General features: G+C 68.0%; 20 protein-coding genes. 9 read left to right on the top strand and 11 right to left on the bottom strand.

What is annotated here, in order from left to right; all coding sequences use genetic code 11:
* Nucleotides 1-25 precede the first annotated feature (25 nt).
* From CQ034_RS11555 to CQ034_RS11525, 7 genes are all read right to left on the bottom strand, one after another.
* The gene (locus CQ034_RS11555; protein WP_105711145.1) at nt 26-838 is read right to left on the bottom strand and encodes a basic amino acid ABC transporter substrate-binding protein; all 813 of its coding nucleotides are present in this window, start codon (nt 836-838) and stop codon (nt 26-28) included.
* 770 nt (nt 839-1,608) lie between these two features.
* Nucleotides 1,609-1,911, bottom strand: coding sequence for a Dabb family protein (locus tag CQ034_RS11550; protein ID WP_029263858.1), 303 nt, complete (start codon nt 1,909-1,911; stop codon nt 1,609-1,611).
* Nucleotides 1,908-2,204 carry a glutaredoxin family protein gene (locus tag CQ034_RS11545; RefSeq protein WP_029263857.1) on the bottom strand — a complete coding sequence of 99 codons (297 nt, stop codon included), beginning with the start codon at nt 2,202-2,204 and terminating at the stop codon, nt 1,908-1,910. Before CQ034_RS11545 ends, CQ034_RS11550 begins: the two co-directional genes overlap by 4 nt.
* Nucleotides 2,201-2,503, bottom strand: a complete 303-nt coding sequence (locus CQ034_RS11540; protein ID WP_029263856.1) for a rhodanese-like domain-containing protein — start codon at nt 2,501-2,503, stop codon at nt 2,201-2,203. The genes CQ034_RS11545 and CQ034_RS11540 overlap by 4 nt, the downstream gene beginning before the upstream one ends.
* Nucleotides 2,504-2,581: 78 nt before the next feature.
* Nucleotides 2,582-2,680, bottom strand: coding sequence for a 30S ribosomal protein bS22 (locus CQ034_RS11535; protein WP_003792170.1), 99 nt, complete (start codon nt 2,678-2,680; stop codon nt 2,582-2,584).
* Nucleotides 2,681-2,793: 113 nt separating this feature from the next.
* Complete coding sequence (locus CQ034_RS11530) at nt 2,794-2,985, bottom strand: helix-turn-helix domain-containing protein (RefSeq protein ID WP_017204627.1); 192 nt, start codon at nt 2,983-2,985, stop codon at nt 2,794-2,796.
* Nucleotides 2,986-3,124: 139 nt separating this feature from the next.
* Nucleotides 3,125-4,057, bottom strand: a complete 933-nt coding sequence (locus CQ034_RS11525) for a TetR/AcrR family transcriptional regulator (protein WP_105711144.1) — start codon at nt 4,055-4,057, stop codon at nt 3,125-3,127.
* Nucleotides 4,058-4,159: 102 nt separating this feature from the next.
* On the opposite strand from CQ034_RS11525, the gene CQ034_RS11520 reads away from it, so the two are divergent.
* Nucleotides 4,160-5,053, top strand: coding sequence for an ATP-binding cassette domain-containing protein (locus CQ034_RS11520; RefSeq protein WP_181156297.1), 894 nt, complete (start codon nt 4,160-4,162; stop codon nt 5,051-5,053).
* The gene (locus CQ034_RS11515; protein ID WP_105711143.1) at nt 5,050-5,877 is read left to right on the top strand and encodes an ABC transporter permease; all 828 of its coding nucleotides are present in this window, start codon (nt 5,050-5,052) and stop codon (nt 5,875-5,877) included. Before CQ034_RS11520 ends, CQ034_RS11515 begins: the two co-directional genes overlap by 4 nt.
* A gap of 7 nt (nt 5,878-5,884) precedes the next feature.
* Here the strand turns inward: CQ034_RS11515 and CQ034_RS11510 are convergent, their stop codons facing one another.
* Nucleotides 5,885-6,292, bottom strand: coding sequence for a helix-turn-helix transcriptional regulator (locus tag CQ034_RS11510; RefSeq protein ID WP_029263852.1), 408 nt, complete (start codon nt 6,290-6,292; stop codon nt 5,885-5,887).
* 106 nt (nt 6,293-6,398) lie between these two features.
* Between CQ034_RS11510 and CQ034_RS11505 the strand changes: the two genes are divergently transcribed.
* From CQ034_RS11505 to CQ034_RS11490, 4 genes are all read left to right on the top strand, one after another.
* Nucleotides 6,399-7,829: a TrkH family potassium uptake protein gene (locus CQ034_RS11505; RefSeq protein ID WP_029263851.1), complete on the top strand. Its 1,431-nt coding sequence runs from the start codon at nt 6,399-6,401 to the stop codon at nt 7,827-7,829.
* Entirely contained in the window at nt 7,822-8,493 is a 672-nt protein-coding gene (locus CQ034_RS11500) for a TrkA family potassium uptake protein (protein ID WP_029263850.1), read from the top strand. The genes CQ034_RS11505 and CQ034_RS11500 overlap by 8 nt, the downstream gene beginning before the upstream one ends.
* Nucleotides 8,494-8,571: 78 nt before the next feature.
* Nucleotides 8,572-9,348: an ABC transporter ATP-binding protein gene (locus CQ034_RS11495; protein WP_029263849.1), complete on the top strand. Its 777-nt coding sequence runs from the start codon at nt 8,572-8,574 to the stop codon at nt 9,346-9,348.
* Nucleotides 9,330-10,922, top strand: a complete 1,593-nt coding sequence (locus CQ034_RS11490) for a hypothetical protein (protein WP_105711142.1) — start codon at nt 9,330-9,332, stop codon at nt 10,920-10,922. The genes CQ034_RS11495 and CQ034_RS11490 overlap by 19 nt, the downstream gene beginning before the upstream one ends.
* A 15-nt stretch (nt 10,923-10,937) precedes the next feature.
* On the opposite strand, the gene CQ034_RS11485 is transcribed toward CQ034_RS11490, so the two are convergent.
* A complete protein-coding gene (locus tag CQ034_RS11485; RefSeq protein WP_029263847.1) occupies nt 10,938-11,225 on the bottom strand; it encodes a DUF1905 domain-containing protein in 288 nt (95 codons plus the stop codon).
* A gap of 3 nt (nt 11,226-11,228) precedes the next feature.
* The gene (proC, locus tag CQ034_RS11480; RefSeq protein WP_105711141.1) at nt 11,229-12,068 is read right to left on the bottom strand and encodes a pyrroline-5-carboxylate reductase; all 840 of its coding nucleotides are present in this window, start codon (nt 12,066-12,068) and stop codon (nt 11,229-11,231) included.
* 59 nt (nt 12,069-12,127) lie between these two features.
* Between proC and CQ034_RS11475 the strand changes: the two genes are divergently transcribed.
* A complete protein-coding gene (locus CQ034_RS11475) occupies nt 12,128-13,099 on the top strand; it encodes a cation diffusion facilitator family transporter (protein ID WP_105711140.1) in 972 nt (323 codons plus the stop codon).
* Between the two features lie 14 nt (nt 13,100-13,113).
* Complete coding sequence (locus CQ034_RS11470; protein ID WP_258134186.1) at nt 13,114-13,539, top strand: hypothetical protein; 426 nt, start codon at nt 13,114-13,116, stop codon at nt 13,537-13,539.
* Nucleotides 13,540-13,571: 32 nt separating this feature from the next.
* Here the strand turns inward: CQ034_RS11470 and CQ034_RS11465 are convergent, their stop codons facing one another.
* Nucleotides 13,572-14,027 (bottom strand): nucleoside deaminase, encoded by a 456-nt coding sequence (locus CQ034_RS11465; protein WP_105711139.1) that lies wholly within the window; start codon nt 14,025-14,027, stop codon nt 13,572-13,574.
* A gap of 80 nt (nt 14,028-14,107) precedes the next feature.
* Between CQ034_RS11465 and upp the strand changes: the two genes are divergently transcribed.
* Entirely contained in the window at nt 14,108-14,740 is a 633-nt protein-coding gene (gene upp / locus CQ034_RS11460; protein WP_105711138.1) for a uracil phosphoribosyltransferase, read from the top strand.
* The last annotated feature ends 11 nt before the right edge of the window (nt 14,741-14,751 follow it).

Here is a 14,751-nt window from a genome sequence, read left to right as displayed (position 1 = left end):
CCTCCCGCTCTACCGACGCCGCCGGTCACTTGGCCGCGAGGTACTCGTCGTAGATCTTCTGGTAGCCGCCGTCGTCCTGGAGCTCCTTGAGCGCCTTGTTGATGGCTTCACGGAGCTCGTCCTTCTCGCCCTTGGCGAAGGCGAAGCCGTACGACTCGTCGGTCGGGTAGGTCTCGACGATCTTGTAGTCGGAGTCAGCCTGCTCGTGCTCGTAGTTGACGGGCTGGTCCTGCAGGATGGCCTCGATCTGCCCGGCCTGCATGGCCGGCCACAACTCACCGTCGCCGCCGTACTGCACGAGCTGGGCTCCCTTGGCGTTCTCGGTCGCGTAGGTCTCACCGGTGGTGCCCTGCTGCACGCCGACGTTCTTGCCGTCGAGGTCGTCGATGGACTTGATGTCCGAGTCGGTACGCACGAGCAGCGACTGCAGAGACTCGACGTACGGGTCGGAGAAGTCGATGTTGGCCTTGCGCTCCTCGGTGATCGTCATGGCCGACGCACCGATGTCGCACTGGCCCGAGACGAGGATCGCACCCGACTGCAGCGGGTCGAAAGCCACGTCCTGCACGGTGACCTTGAGATCGAGCTTCTCGGCGATCGCGGTGAGGAGATCGATGTCGAAACCGATGATCTTCCCGTTGTCGTCCTCAAACTCGAAGGGCGGGTAGGGAACGTCGGAGCAGACCGTGAGCGTGCCGGCCTCGATCAGACCGTACTCATCGCCCGCGGCGGGAGCGTCACTGCTTCCCGCATCGGACGAACCGGTCGCGCAGCCGGCGAGCGCGAGAGTGGCGGTCGCCACGAGGGCGAGACCGGCGATGAGGTTACGACGAGGCATGTCGGCTCCTGTAAGACGAGGGCGGGGTGTGCCCACGGACGGGTAGGAGAACATCTAAACATGCGGCCCGTCGCGTGACCAATGACATCAGTCGGTCGACGTATCACGTTTGCGTTGCAAGTGCACGTCAGTGGCGACGTGGAACCGAGTGCCGAGAGTTCTGGGACCGGGCGCCACGATTCAGCATTCACGGAGGAAGCGGTGCGCGGCTACCATCCGAGTTCGCTCGCGCACCGCGTATCCACGGCCATTGCCTTACGACCCTTATTCCGCTACCACGCGGCTCCAAAGTATGCGTACTTGTTCAACGGCTTGTACACGGTTACCTTCATCTGGCCCCCGGGAACACTCGGGCACACTTTGGACTTTGTCGTACCCGTACCCTCAAGGGTGCACGTGTAGTTGTACGGACCGAAAAGCGTGACCTTCACTGTCGAGGTCGCGTTGGTGTTGTGCCAGTTGATCGTGACGCTTCCCGATGTCGTATGAGTCTTGATCGTCAGCACGCACGTCGTGACAGTCCCCCCGCAGGACGTTCCTACCGAATCTGCTGCTTGCGCCGGGAGGGCGATTCCCACCGTCAACGCCACGGCGGCAATCGCGCCAAAAGCTACCTTTTTCCACCTGTTCATCGCCGTTCGCCTTTCGCCGTTGGCCACTCTGAGCGGTGGCCGTTCAGCGGAGAACGTAGCCAAGAACTACGCTGCCAGACGGCAAGTGCTCCAGGTATGTGGAAAACACCTACAAGCCGAATGCAACGAGACGCGGTCTCAGACCTCGAAGTCGACCGCTGCGCGTGAGGCGACCACCGAGCGGATGTAACCGGCGACCTCCTCGTGCGCGGGATGCACCTGGTACGCGTCGATGTCGGCGACCGAGTCGAAGTCGGCCACGAGCGTCACGTCCCAGTTCGTCTCCGGGTAGGCCTCGTTGGCACCGGCGGAGATCGACAGCAGCTGCGGCACGACACCCTCCAGGGCGTTGAGGCGACGAGCGACCTCGGCCGCCTGCTCGGCACGCACGGCGGCGTCTTCGGCCGCGAGCTTCCACATCACGACATGGCGGATGGTCACAGGGATTCCTTCGTCTCGGTTCGCGCCTCACCGCGGACCGCGGCCTCCAGCGCCTCACGCAGTCGTTCGGGCGATACGCGCCAGTGCGCGTGCAGATCGCCGTCGATCAGGACGACGGGGATCTTCTCCCACCACAGCTCATACAGTGCGGGGTCGTCCTGGATGGACGCCTCGACGATCTCGATCTGCTCCGCGGCGGCGTCGGGCAGCTCGGCGACGACAGCGTCGATCACGTCGGAGGCCACCTCGCACAGATGGCAGTCAGGCTTGCGGATCAGGGTCAGCGTGGTCACGCCGACGGCACCTCGACAGCGCGCCCCTGGGAGATCCACTCCCCCGTGCCGCCCTCGACGTTGGTGGCATCGAAGCCGCGTGACTCCAGCGCCTCGACGACGCGGGCGGAGCGACCGCCGGCCTGGCAGATGACGTCGAACGACTCCGCCGGCAGTTCATCGAGCCTGTTGCCGATCTCGGACATGGGGATGTTGACGGCGCCGGGCACATGGCCTGCGGCGAACTCGTCCACCTCCCGCACGTCGATGAGCGGAACACCCGACCGCTCGGCGAGTTCGGCGACGGTGATCGACTTCATGACATCCTCTCGGCGGTACGGAGCTGCGGGCAGAGACACAAAGCGCCCGTCCGAAGACAGGCGCTCGTGTCTGGTCGCTTACTTCTTGTTGCGACGCTGGTGGCGAGTCTTACGAAGCAGCTTGCGGTGCTTCTTCTTCGCCATGCGCTTGCGGCGCTTCTTGATGACAGAACCCACGGAAACCTCACTAAGTCAGTGGCTGGGTGTCGCCGAAATCGGACACCCGGGTACGGGCACGGAAAATGCCTCGGGTCAGTCTAGCAAACCCGACGGGCTCCGCCGCGCGCGCCTCAACCGACGTCGGCGATGGGCCGCTGCAGCGCATCGGCCACGGCGGACTCGGGCACGCGATAGCTGCGGCCGAAGCGAACGGCCGGCAGCTCCCCGGCGTGAACCAGCCGGTACACGGTCATCTTGGACACGCGCATCAGCTCGGCGACCTCGGCCACCGTGAGGAATCGGACATCTGGAACCTCGGGCATCCCACGTACCCCTTTCTCGATGTGCACACTCTATGGGGTAGCTGGGACGCATGTAAACCCATGTGGCCCGTGTGATCAACGGGACGCATGCGCGGTCACTGACCCGTGACGAGGGTACGCACTGAGCCCGGGACGCGGGTCAGGCCGGCTTCTTCGCCTTGGCCAGTCGTTCGCGCGCCTCGCGAAGCGCCTGCCGCTCGATCTTGTGGGCCGCGCGCAGAGCCTTCTCCGCTTCGCGCACCGCCCTCTGCGCCTCCTTCAGACGACGGTCCCCCGCGAGTTCTACGGGCTCGAGGTCGACCCAGTCGGTCGCCACGGATCGCGGCTCACCACGCTCGAGGGCGGCGATGTACGCAGCAACGCCGTCGAGCGTCCGCTCGACCCCGAAGCGGAAGGGGTCGGCCGCGGAGAGGAACACGTCGTCTTCGATCGCGCGACGCAGAGCAGGGAATTCCTCCGCGGTGATCACCCGATCGAAGAGCTCGGCCTCGCGCGCAGAGACCTCGTCGGGAGTGAGGCCGCTGCCGCGGGCCTGCTCCGTGTAGCCGGCCAGCACGATCCCGCACCAGCGAGCATGCCCCGTCATGGCGAGCGCGACGGCCAGCCGCTCCTCGGCGGTCAGCGGGGTCTCTTCGAGCGCGGCGAGGCCTGCATCGAGCCAGGCGGAGCTGTTCGGAGTGATCGGCGATCCGGTGATCGGCAGCGAGAGCATCCAGGGGTGGCGCAGGTAGAGCATGATCTGCGCCTCGTACAGCGCCAGCAATCGTGCGCGCCATCCGTCGACCTCGAGGTGGCTCGCCGGCGGAAGCCCCGTCGCCTGCTCCTGCATGAGCAGCAGCAGATCGTCCTTGGCGGTCACGTACCGATAGAGGGACATCGGCGTGAAGCCGAGCTTCGCCGCCACGGCCGCCATGGAAACGGCGCCGATCCCCTCGGCATCGGCCAGCTCGACGGCCGCATCGACGATCTTCTCGACGCTCATCTCCCGCTTGGGTCCGCGCTGCGGGTTCGCGGCGACACCCCAGGCGAGCGCGATCCCCCGTGGCAGCTCCGGCGGCTCGGTCTCAGTCATGCGCTCATCCTACTTCTGTTTATTTAATAAACAGTGTGTTACGGTCATACACAGTTGCGTTGCTCATACACAGTTTCCTTCATACACAGAAAGGGTCACCTGATGGACACAGCCATCGAGGTGCGCGGCCTGCACAAGGCCTTCGCCCAGAAGACCGTCGTCGACGGCCTGGACTTCACCGTCGGACGCGGAGAGGTCTTCGCCCTGCTCGGACCAAACGGGGCGGGAAAGACGACCACGATCAACATCCTCACCACACTCACCCGTGCCGACGCCGGTGCGGTGGCCGTCGCCGGGTGGGATGTGCACACCCACGCGGTCGAAGTGCAACGCCGCATCAGCCTCACCGGTCAAGCGGCCGCCGTCGACGACGCCCTGACGGCGACGGAGAACGTGGTCATGTTCGCCCGGCTCGCCGGGCTCGGCCGCGCAGCCGCCGCGCGTCGTGCGACCGAACTGATCACCCAGTTCGATCTGACCGAGGCCGCCGCCCGCACCGTGCGCACGTTCTCCGGGGGGATGCGCCGTCGACTGGACCTCGCCCTGAGCTTCGTCGTGACCCCCGAGGTACTCTTCCTCGACGAACCGACGACCGGCCTCGACACCCGGAGCCGCCGCGACCTGTGGGACATCATCCGGACGCTCGCGGCGTCAGGCACCACGGTGTTCCTCACGACGCAGTACCTGGAGGAGGCCGATCAGCTCGCCGACCGGATCGCCGTGCTGCACGACGGCCGCATCGCCGCACTCGGCACACCGGCGGAGCTGAAGGCGCGCATCGGCGGAGACACGGTCGAGCTCCATGACAGTGACGGCGCACTCAGCCGACAGATCCCCACCGACGGCACGGTCGCCGACCTGCGGCGAGCGCTCGACCTGCTCGATGAGGAGGGAGCCGACGGCGTCGTCACGCTGCGCCGCCCCACCCTCGACGACGTCTTCCTCGCCGTCACCTCGCCCACCTCGACTTCTCGCCCCGTGAAGGAGAACGCATGAACGCCACCCTGGCCACGCCTCGACCGACGGCATCCACCCCCTCCGCGCCCACTCCGCGTCCGAGGCTGCGCGGGTTCGCCGCCGAAGCCGTCTTCGTCGGACGGAGCCTGCGCCATTCTGTGCGCGACGGCGAATCGCTGCTGATGGCGATCATGCTGCCGGTGATGCTCATGCTGATGTTCACATGGGTCTTCGGCGGCGCCATCGACCCTTCGGGCGCATACGTCGACTACGTCGTGCCGGGCATCATCCTGACCTGCGCCGGCTTCGGAGCATCGTCCACCGCCGTGTATGTCGCGAACGACATGCGCACCGGCATCATCGATCGGATCCGCACCATGCCCCTGCGTGCAGGCGCCGTGCTCACCGGGCACGTCGTCGCCAGTGTGCTGCGGAACCTGGTCGCCACCGCGATCGTGATCGGCGTCGGCGTGCTGGTCGGGTTCCGACCCACCGCGGACCTCGGGGAATGGATCGCGCTGGCGGGCCTCATCACCCTGTACATCCTCGCGATCACCTACCTGTTCGCGGCGATCGGTCTCGCCGCAGGAAGCCCGGAGGGCGCGAACGGCTACGGGTTCGTCCTGCTGTTCCTGCCCTATCTCTCCAGCGCGTTCGTGCCCGTCGCGAGCATGCCGGAGTGGCTGCAGCCGATCGCGGGCAACCAGCCGATCACGCCCATCGTCGAGACGATCCGCGCCCTCCTGATGGATACGCCCCTGCAGGGCGAAGCCTGGTGGGCGATCGGCTGGTGCCTGGTCATCCTGCTGATCGCGGTGACGTGGGGCGCGTGGCTCTTCCGCCGCAAGGCGGGACGTCGCTGAGGATGCCTCAGGCGCCGAGGCGCTTGAGTGCGTTGGCGACGGCATGCTTCGCGGAGGCCGCGGCGCGACCGACGACCTCCGCGGCGTGCGCGGCGCTGTCGTTCACGGGGTAGTCGATGTCGGGGGCCTCGTCGCCGTACGCATCGACGAGGAAGGGGACCAGCCAGTCGTCGACGACCTCGAGCGGCTCGACGGCGAGACTGTAGAAACGACGCTGTCCGTCTTCGCGCACCGAGACCAGCTCGGCATCGCGCAGCACCTTCAGGTGCTTCGACACGGTGGGCTGGCTGATGCCGAGGTCGGCGACGATCTGGCTGACGCTGGTGCCCGTCTCTCCTTCTTCCGTGCGTCGCAGCAGGAGCTGGAGGATGTCGCGCCTCGTACCGTCTGCGATCACGTCGAAGATGTCCGTCATGTGATCAGGGTAGTCGGCTCCGGCACGGAGTACCATGACGAAGGCTCGGCGACAGGCGCCGCGTGTCCGCAGCGCGCGGGCAAGAGAGAATCACGAGGGGGCAGCGATGTCGGGCATCGTTTCGGCGTCGTCCCCACGACAGGCCCTCAAAGGCGCCGCCGGACGGGTGAAGCACCTCGTCACGTCCTCGCCCTCCCGCTTCGCGATCGTCGTGTTCGCGCTCCTGATCCTCGTGTTCACGGTGCTGCTGTCGCTGCCGATCGCCTCCGCGAGCGGCACGGTCACACCGCTGAGCGATGCGCTCTTCACCGCCGTGTCGACGATCTGCGTCACCGGCCTCGCCACCGTCGACATGGCCAACCACTGGTCACCCTTCGGCCACGTCCTGATCTTCCTCGGGGTGAACATCGGCGCCCTCGGCGTCCTCACGCTCGCGTCTCTCATGGGGATGCTGATCTCGAAGCGGCTCGGGCTGCGGGCCAAGCTCTTGGCGGCGGGCGACACCAATCCTCTGCGGGCACACGGCGGCGTGGTGAACGAGAGCCAGACCGTGCGACTCGGCGAGGTCGGGCAGCTGCTGACCACGGTCGCCGTCTCGGCCCTCATCATCGAGGCATCGCTGGCAGCCCTGCTGTACCCGGCGCTGGTGATGGCGAAGGTCGACCCCATCGCCGCACTGTGGGAGGCCCCCTACTTCGCGGCCATGGCGTTCACGAACACCGGGTTCGCACCGAACGACGGTGGCGTCGCGGTGTTCGCGGACGACTATCTCGTGCTGTTCCTCCTCATGGTGGGTGTGTTCCTCGGCAGCATCGGCTTCCCCGTGATCTACACCCTCGCGAAGCACGTCTGGCACGTGAAGCGGTGGTCGCTGCACACCAAGCTGACACTCGTCACCACGGTGCTGCTGTTCATCCTGGGCGCCGCGGTCTTCGTCGTCCTCGAGTTCAACAACCCGAAGACGTTCGGGTCGATGGATGCGGCCGACACCACCTTCCAAGCCTTCTTCCTCTCCGCCATGACCAGATCCGGCGGCTTCAACGTGATCGAGATGGACGATCTGAACGGCTCGTCCCTGCTGGCCGCCAGCATGCTGATGTTCGTCGGCGGCGGCTCCGCCTCGACCGCCGGCGGCATCAAGGTCACCACTCTGGCCGTGCTCGCGATCGCCGTCTGGTCCGAGGCCAAGGGCCGCCAGTCGGTCGAGGCCTTCGGCCGCCGCATCCCCAGCGACGTGCAGCGCGTGGCACTCAGCGTCGTCGCGTGGGGCGCGACCATCGTCGCGCTCTCGACCATCACGATCTCCCAGATCACCAAGGACGACATCAGTCACGTGCTGTTCGACGTCATCTCGGCGTTCGGCACCGTCGGCCTGTCCACGGGGCTCACCGCAGAGCTCCCTGATTCGGCCTCGTACGTCATGGCCGCGACCATCTTCATGGGGCGCGTTGGTACAGTGACACTCGCCGCGGCGGTCGCCGCGACATCGCGAACGCAGTACTACTCACTGCCCGTGGAAAGGCCGATCGTTGGTTGAAGTCCTCCGGGGCGACGCTCCCGTCCTCGTCATCGGTCTCGGCCGGTTCGGCGCTGCCTGCGCCGGAGAGCTCGACCGCCTTGACCGCGAGGTGCTCGCGATCGACGACAACCTCGAACTCGTGCAGAAGTGGTCCGACCGCGTCACCCACACGGTGCAGGCCGACGCGAAGAACATCGACGCCCTCCGCCAGGTCGGCGCCCAGGACTTCCAGGTCGCCGTCGTCGCGGTCGGGTCCTCGATCGAGGCGTCCGTGCTGATCACCGCGAACCTCGTCGACCTGAAGGTGCCGCAGATCTGGGCCAAGGCGGTCTCGCAGTCCCACGGCAAGATCCTCGCCCGTGTCGGTGCGAACCACGTCATCTACCCCGAGCGCGAGGCCGGCGAGCGCGTGGCGCACCTCGTGAGCGGGCGGATGCTCGACTTCATCCGCTTCGACGACGACTTCGTCCTCGCCAAGATGTACCCGCCGAAGTTCATCCGCGGCGTCGGCCTGAACGAGTCGGGCGTGCGCTCGAAGTACAAGGTCACGGTCGTCGGTGTGAAGAGTCCCGGCAAGCCGTTCCGCTACGCCGAGGCGAACACCATCGTCACGAACCACGACCTCATCATCGTGTCCGGCACCAACAGCGACATCGAACGCTTCGCCGGCCTCGACCGCTGACCTCGGACACGTCCGGATACCTCGACTCCCCCTCACGGCGGATGCATCGTCGTGCACGGCCGTGGTGGGATGGGATGCATGACCGACAACGCAGCGGCCCCTCCCGTCCTCGCCCTCCGCGGGCTCCGCAAGCAATTCGGGCAGAAGATCGCGGTCGATGACCTCTCCCTCGATGTGCCGGCCGGATCCATGCTCGGGCTCCTCGGCCCCAACGGCGCGGGCAAGACCACGACGCTCGCCATGACCACGGGTCTGCTGCGGCCGGATGCCGGCGCCGCGTGGGTGCTGGGCGCGGACGTATGGCAGAACCCCGCCGACGCGAAGGCCCGGATGGGCGTGCTCCCCGACGGCATCCGCATGCTCGACCGCCTCACCGGTGCCGAGCTGCTGCGCTACACCGGGTTGCTGCGCGGCATGGCCGAAGCCGAGGTGGTCTCGCGCAGTGACGAGCTCCTCGCCGCACTCGGCCTCACCGATGCTCGGGACCGGCTCGTGGTCGACTACTCGGCGGGCATGCGCAAGAAGATCGGCCTGGCGTGCGCGCTGATCCATGCACCTCGTCTGTTGATCCTCGACGAGCCGCTCGAAGCCGTCGACCCGGTGTCCGGCGAGACGATCCGGCAGATCCTCCGGGCGTTCGTCGACGGCGGCGGCACCGTGGTGCTGTCCAGCCACGTGATGGAGCTCGTCGAGTCGATGTGCGATCGGGTCGCGATCGTCGCCGAGGGACGCCTGCTCGCGAACGGCACTCTCGACGAGGTGCGCGCCGGACTGTCGCTGCAGCAGCGGTTCCTCGCCCTGGTGGGGGCGCATGACCTCGGGACGGAGACGCTCGCATGGTTGCGCTCCTCGTAAGCCTGCGCTGGCGCCAGCTGCGCCACCAGTTGTCGCGCAATCCCTGGATGGTCGTCACCCTGATCATCACCGGACTGATCGCCCTCGGATTCCTCGCCGCACTGACGGCGGGACTCGTGGCGCTGCGGTTCGCCGCCCCTGACGCCGCCGTCACCGCGATCGTGCTGGCGGGCACCGTCATCGTCCTCGGCTGGTGGGTCGGGTCGATCCTGGTCAGTGCCGATGACTCGCTCGCGCCGGAACGGTTCGCGTTGCTCCCCCTGACCGCAAGCTCCCTGCTGCCGGGCTTCGTCGTCGCGGGGGCGACGACGGTGGGCGGCATCGGCACCACCGTCGCACTCCTGCTCATGCTCCTCGGCTGGTCGGTGAGCCTGCCTGCGCTGCTGACCGCCCTGATCATGATCCCCGTCGCCGTGGCCACCTGCGTGCTGGGCGCGCGCGTGGTGAGCGGTGTGCTGGCCGGCTGGCTCGCCCGACGCAGCGCCCGCGACCTGGTGGTGATCGTCGGCGTGGTGCTTCTCTCCTCGTCCGGTGTCCTGCTCAACGTGGGGATCGGCGCGCTGGTCCGGGTGAACGATGTCGGCGGAGCCTTCACGACCATCGCCGACATCGCCGCCTGGACTCCGATGGGCGCCGTCTTCGGCGTCTCCGGATCCGTGGCTCAGGGCGACTTCCTCACGGCGGCGCTCCGGCTGCTCATCGCTCTCGCCACAGTCTCAGCCCTGTGGTTCGCGGCACAGGGCCTGCTCGCTGCGCGCCTGGTCGCCCCCATCCAGGACGCCGGCGGCGGACGCGTGCGCTCGGCCGGGCTGCTCGACCGGATACTGCCGGCCAGCCCGGTCGGGGCGATCGCCGCCCGCACGCTGCGATACTTCCGGCGCGACCCCCGGCAGATCGTGAACATCGTGATGCTCCTGCTGCTGCCCGCGATCTTCATCGGGCTCTCCCTGATGAACGGGCTGCAGGACGAGTCCATCGGGTTCGGTCCGGCCATCATCCTCATCCCGACGATCAACGCGCTCCTCACCGGCACGATCGTGCAGATGGCGATCGCCTACGACAACGACGCGGTCGCGGCCCACATCCTGAACGGCGTCAGCGGCGCCGCGGATCGGGCAGGGCGACTGCTCGGATTCGGGCTGATCGCGATCCCCGTGACGCTGCTGCTGTGCGCGGCCACCTGCCTGATCGCCGGCCGATGGGACCTGCTCCCCGCAAGCATCGGGTCGGCCTTCGGCCTGACGGCGATCTCGGCAGGCGCCGGGGCCTGGGTGGGCAGTTTCCTTCCTGGCCGCGCGCCCGCACCCGAGGCGAACCCGCTCGGTCGTGGCTCGTCCGGCGGCGTGCAGTCGCTGCTGGCGATGATCATCATCGGGCCGATCACGCTCGTGCTCGGGGCGCCGGCGCTCGGGTTCGCCATCGCCGGCATCTGGAATCCTGCGCTCGGCTGGGTGAGCCTCGGCTGCGGCGTCGTGCTCGGCGCCGCGGCCCTGTGGGGCGGGGCGGTGCTGGGCGGCAGCATCCTGAACCGGCGCTGGCCGGAAGTTCTCGCCGAGGTCTCCAGCGAGAGCTGAGCGGAGGTCGGGCGGTCAGGCGTCGATGTCGAGGACGAGTTCGACCACGTCATCGACGCCCAGGCCCTCGCGGTCCTGGAGCACCTTCTTGATCGGCACGATGTAGCCGCCGTCCTTCGGCCAGAGGGCCGTGGTCACGGTGGTGGAACCGATGGTGACGGATGCGGGGATCATCCCCCACCCGTAGGTGACGATCGACGCGACCTCGTGGATCAGCTCGCTCTCGGCAGGCGGCACGGTGACGAAGTGGAACGGCGCCGGCCCGCGCCAGTACCAGATGACTCCCTCGATCCGCAGCTGCATGGATCAGGCCCCGGCGGCGAGTTCCTTCGCCCGCGCGAGGGCTGCGGCCGCGGCATCCGCGAAGGTGCGGTCGAGCTGCGCGTCCTGCAGAACGGCGACCGCACGCTCGGTGGTTCCCTTGGGGCTCGTGACACGACGACGCAGCTCGGCGGGGTCCTCCCCCGACGCGTCGAGCAGCGCGGTCGCGCCGATGAAGGTCTGCTCCACCATCAGCCGGGCGTCGGCCTCGGCGAAGCCCATGCCGACAGCGGCCTTCGTGAACTCCTCGATCAGCAGGTACACGTAGGCGGGCCCGGAGCCCGAGATCGTGGACAGCGCGTCGATCTGCGACTCCGGAACCTCGACGACCGCGCCGACGGTCTCGAACAGCCGTCGGACGAGGGCCAGATCCTCGGCCGTGGCGGCGGAACCGGCAGCGAGACCCGTGACGCCCTTGCGCACGGTCGACGGCGTGTTCGGCATCGAGCGGATGACGCGGGCGTCGGCGCCGAGCACGTCGGCAAAGGTCTGGAGCGTGACGCCGGCGGCGACGCTCACCACGATCGCGTCGTCCGTCAGGTGCGGAGCGATCTCGCGCAGCAGGTCGGGCACCATCGCGGGCTTGACGCCGACCAGCACGATCCGCGCGCTTGCGGCGGCCTCGGCGTTGCCGTCCGGCCGTTCGGCGAGCGCGATACTCGTGACCCCGTCGAGGCCGGCGAACGCCTCGGCCTTCGCCGCGGTGCGGTTCGTGGCGGTGATCCCGCCGTCGATCCGGATGCCGGAGGCGACCACACCCCGGAGGATCGCACCGCCCATCGAACCGGCACCGAGAAAAGCGAGAGAAGGAAGCGAGTCAGCCATGTCGTCATCCTACGGCGGGCACTCCCGCAACCTCGGGCGGGCGGTTCTAGACTCGTCCCATGAGTGCATCCGGAGGCAACAAGGCCATCGTCGCGGCGTTCCTGGCGAACCTGGGTATCGCCATCGCGAAGTTCATCGCCTGGGCCCTCTCCGGCTCCGCCTCGATGCTCGCCGAGGCCATCCACTCCGTCGCCGACTCGGGCAACCAGCTGCTCCTGATGCTCGGCGGACGCAAGGCCCAGCGGGAGGCCGACCGCGCACACCCGTTCGGCTACGGCCGGGAACGCTACGTGTACGCGTTCGTCGTCTCGATCATCCTGTTCTCGGTCGGTGGCCTGTTCGCGATCTACGAGGGCATCGACAAGCTCACGAACCCGCACGAGCTGGACAAGACCTGGTGGTGGCTGCCCCTGGTCGTCCTCGCCGTCGCGATCGGGCTGGAGTCGTTCTCCCTGCGCACGGCCGTGCGCGAGAGCAACCTCGTGCGGGAGAAGGGGCAGTCGTGGGTGTCGTTCGTGCGCCGTTCGAAGGCCCCCGAGCTGCCGGTCGTGCTGCTCGAAGATGTGGGCGCTCTGACCGGTCTCACCTTCGCTCTGCTCGGCGTCGGGCTCACACTGCTCACCGGAAACCCCGTGTTCGACGCATTCGGCACCGTGATGATCGGTGTGCTGCTCGTGCTGATCGCGATCGTGCTGGGCATCGAGACCAAGAGCCTGCTGGTCGGTGAGGGCGCGACCCAGGCCGACCACGACCGGATCGTCGATGCCATCAACGCGGGCGACGAGATCGAGAAGATCATCCACATGAAGACCCTCTACCTCGGCCCGGACGAGCTGATGGTCGCCGCGAAGATCGCCCTCAACGCCGACAAGCCGCTGCGCGAGGCCGCCGATGACATCAACGCGATCGAGGCCCGTATCCGCGACGCCGTGCCGGTCGCGCGCATCGTGTACATCGAGCCGGATGTGTACCGCCCGGCGATCGACCCCGAGCCATCGACCGATGTCTTCGTGCTGAAGTCGTCGGACTGATCACGGGGTCCGACATGACGCAGGCGGGAAAACTCCTCGGTCTCCTGGGCGCGGCCGGTCTGGCCGTCCTGCTCTCCGGTTGCTCCCTGAACACGATGCTCTGGGGCGACGACGGAGCAGGGGTGATCGAGACTACCGAGGGCCTGATCGACGCAGCGACGGAAGGCGAAGCCGACTCGTACATGTGCGAGGGTCACGACCCGGAGCTTCGCGAACCGGCGGACTGGGAAGGGCTGTCCGCGGAGGAGCCCGAACGCTTCGTGGCGGACTACTGGCCGGATCAGGTCCCCCTGGAGCCACGCTGGAACATCGGCCTCTCCCTGCCTACGGAGCGCGTGGCCGGTGGCGTGGAATTCCCCGGCTACGTCTTCTACCAGGAGACCGACGACGGGCTGTGCGTCGTCGACGTCACCTGGTGGACCGTCGAATCCGAGGGCTGACGAGCCCGACACGCGTGCGCTGCGGCGGCGGCTCAGCGCCGCTGCTCGAAGAACGTCCGCAGCAGTGCCGTCGCCGCCTCCGCCTCGATGCCGCCGATCACCTCTGCCCGATAGGGCAGCCGCCGATCACGCAGCACGTCGTACATCGAACCGGCCGCACCCGCCTTGTCATCCCAGGCACCGAAGACCACCCGACCGACGCGTGCCTGCAGGATCGCGCCGGCGCACATGATGCACGGCTCAAGGGTCACGACCAGCGTGTGCCCCTCGAGATTCCAGGACCCGACGGATGCCGCCGCACGCCGCAGCGCCTCGATCTCGGCATGCCCGGTCGGATCGTTCGTCGCCTCGCGGGTGTTGCGCCCCTCGGCGATGATCCGCCCGGCGGGGTCCAGGACCACGGCGCCGACGGGGATCTCCGACGCTGCCGCGGCCTCGGCAGCGAGCTCGAGCGCACGCCCCATCGCGAGGTCGTCGGCAGCGGTCATGCGTCGAGCCTACGACAGCCGCCGGCCGCCGCCGGTGCCTCGATGTCGTTCCCGGAGGCGCGGCGCATTACCCTGTATCCATGCGCGTTCACGTGGCCGACCACCCTCTCATCACTCACAAGCTCTCGGTGCTGCGCGACGTGCGCACCCCTTCGCCGGTGTTCCGGCAGCTCACGGAGGAGCTCGTCACGCTGCTCGCGTACGAGGCGACCCGCAACGTGAAGGTGAGCCCGGTCGAGATCACCACGCCGGTGACGAAGACGATGGGCGTCAAGATCTCCGAGCCGCGACCGATCGTGGTGCCGATCCTGCGCGCCGGCCTCGGCATGCTCGAGGGCCTCGTCAAGCTGCTCCCGACCGCCGAGGTCGGGTTCCTCGGCATGGTCCGCGACGAGACGACGTTCGAGCCGACGACCTACGCCGAGCGCCTCCCCGACGACCTCAGCGACCGCCAGTGCTTCGCGATCGACCCGATGCTGGCCACCGGCGGCTCGCTCGCCGCGGCGATCCAGTTCCTGTTCGACCGCGGCGCGAAGGACGTCACCGCAATCTGCCTGCTGGGCACACCGGAGGGCGTCGCCGCGATCGAGGCCATGGCCGGTGACCGCGATGTGACCCTCGTGCTGGGTGCGCTCGATGAGCGTCTCGACGAGAAGGGGTACATCGTGCCCGGGCTCGGCGACGCCGGCGATCGGCTCTACGGCACGGTCTGACCGGCCGACTG

This window comes from Microbacterium sp. MYb45 (assembly GCF_002979655.1).
In the GTDB taxonomy this organism is placed as follows: domain Bacteria; phylum Actinomycetota; class Actinomycetes; order Actinomycetales; family Microbacteriaceae; genus Microbacterium.
The sequence above is the reverse complement of the archived record's forward strand: the minus strand, read 5'-3'. Positions and strand labels throughout refer to the sequence as shown.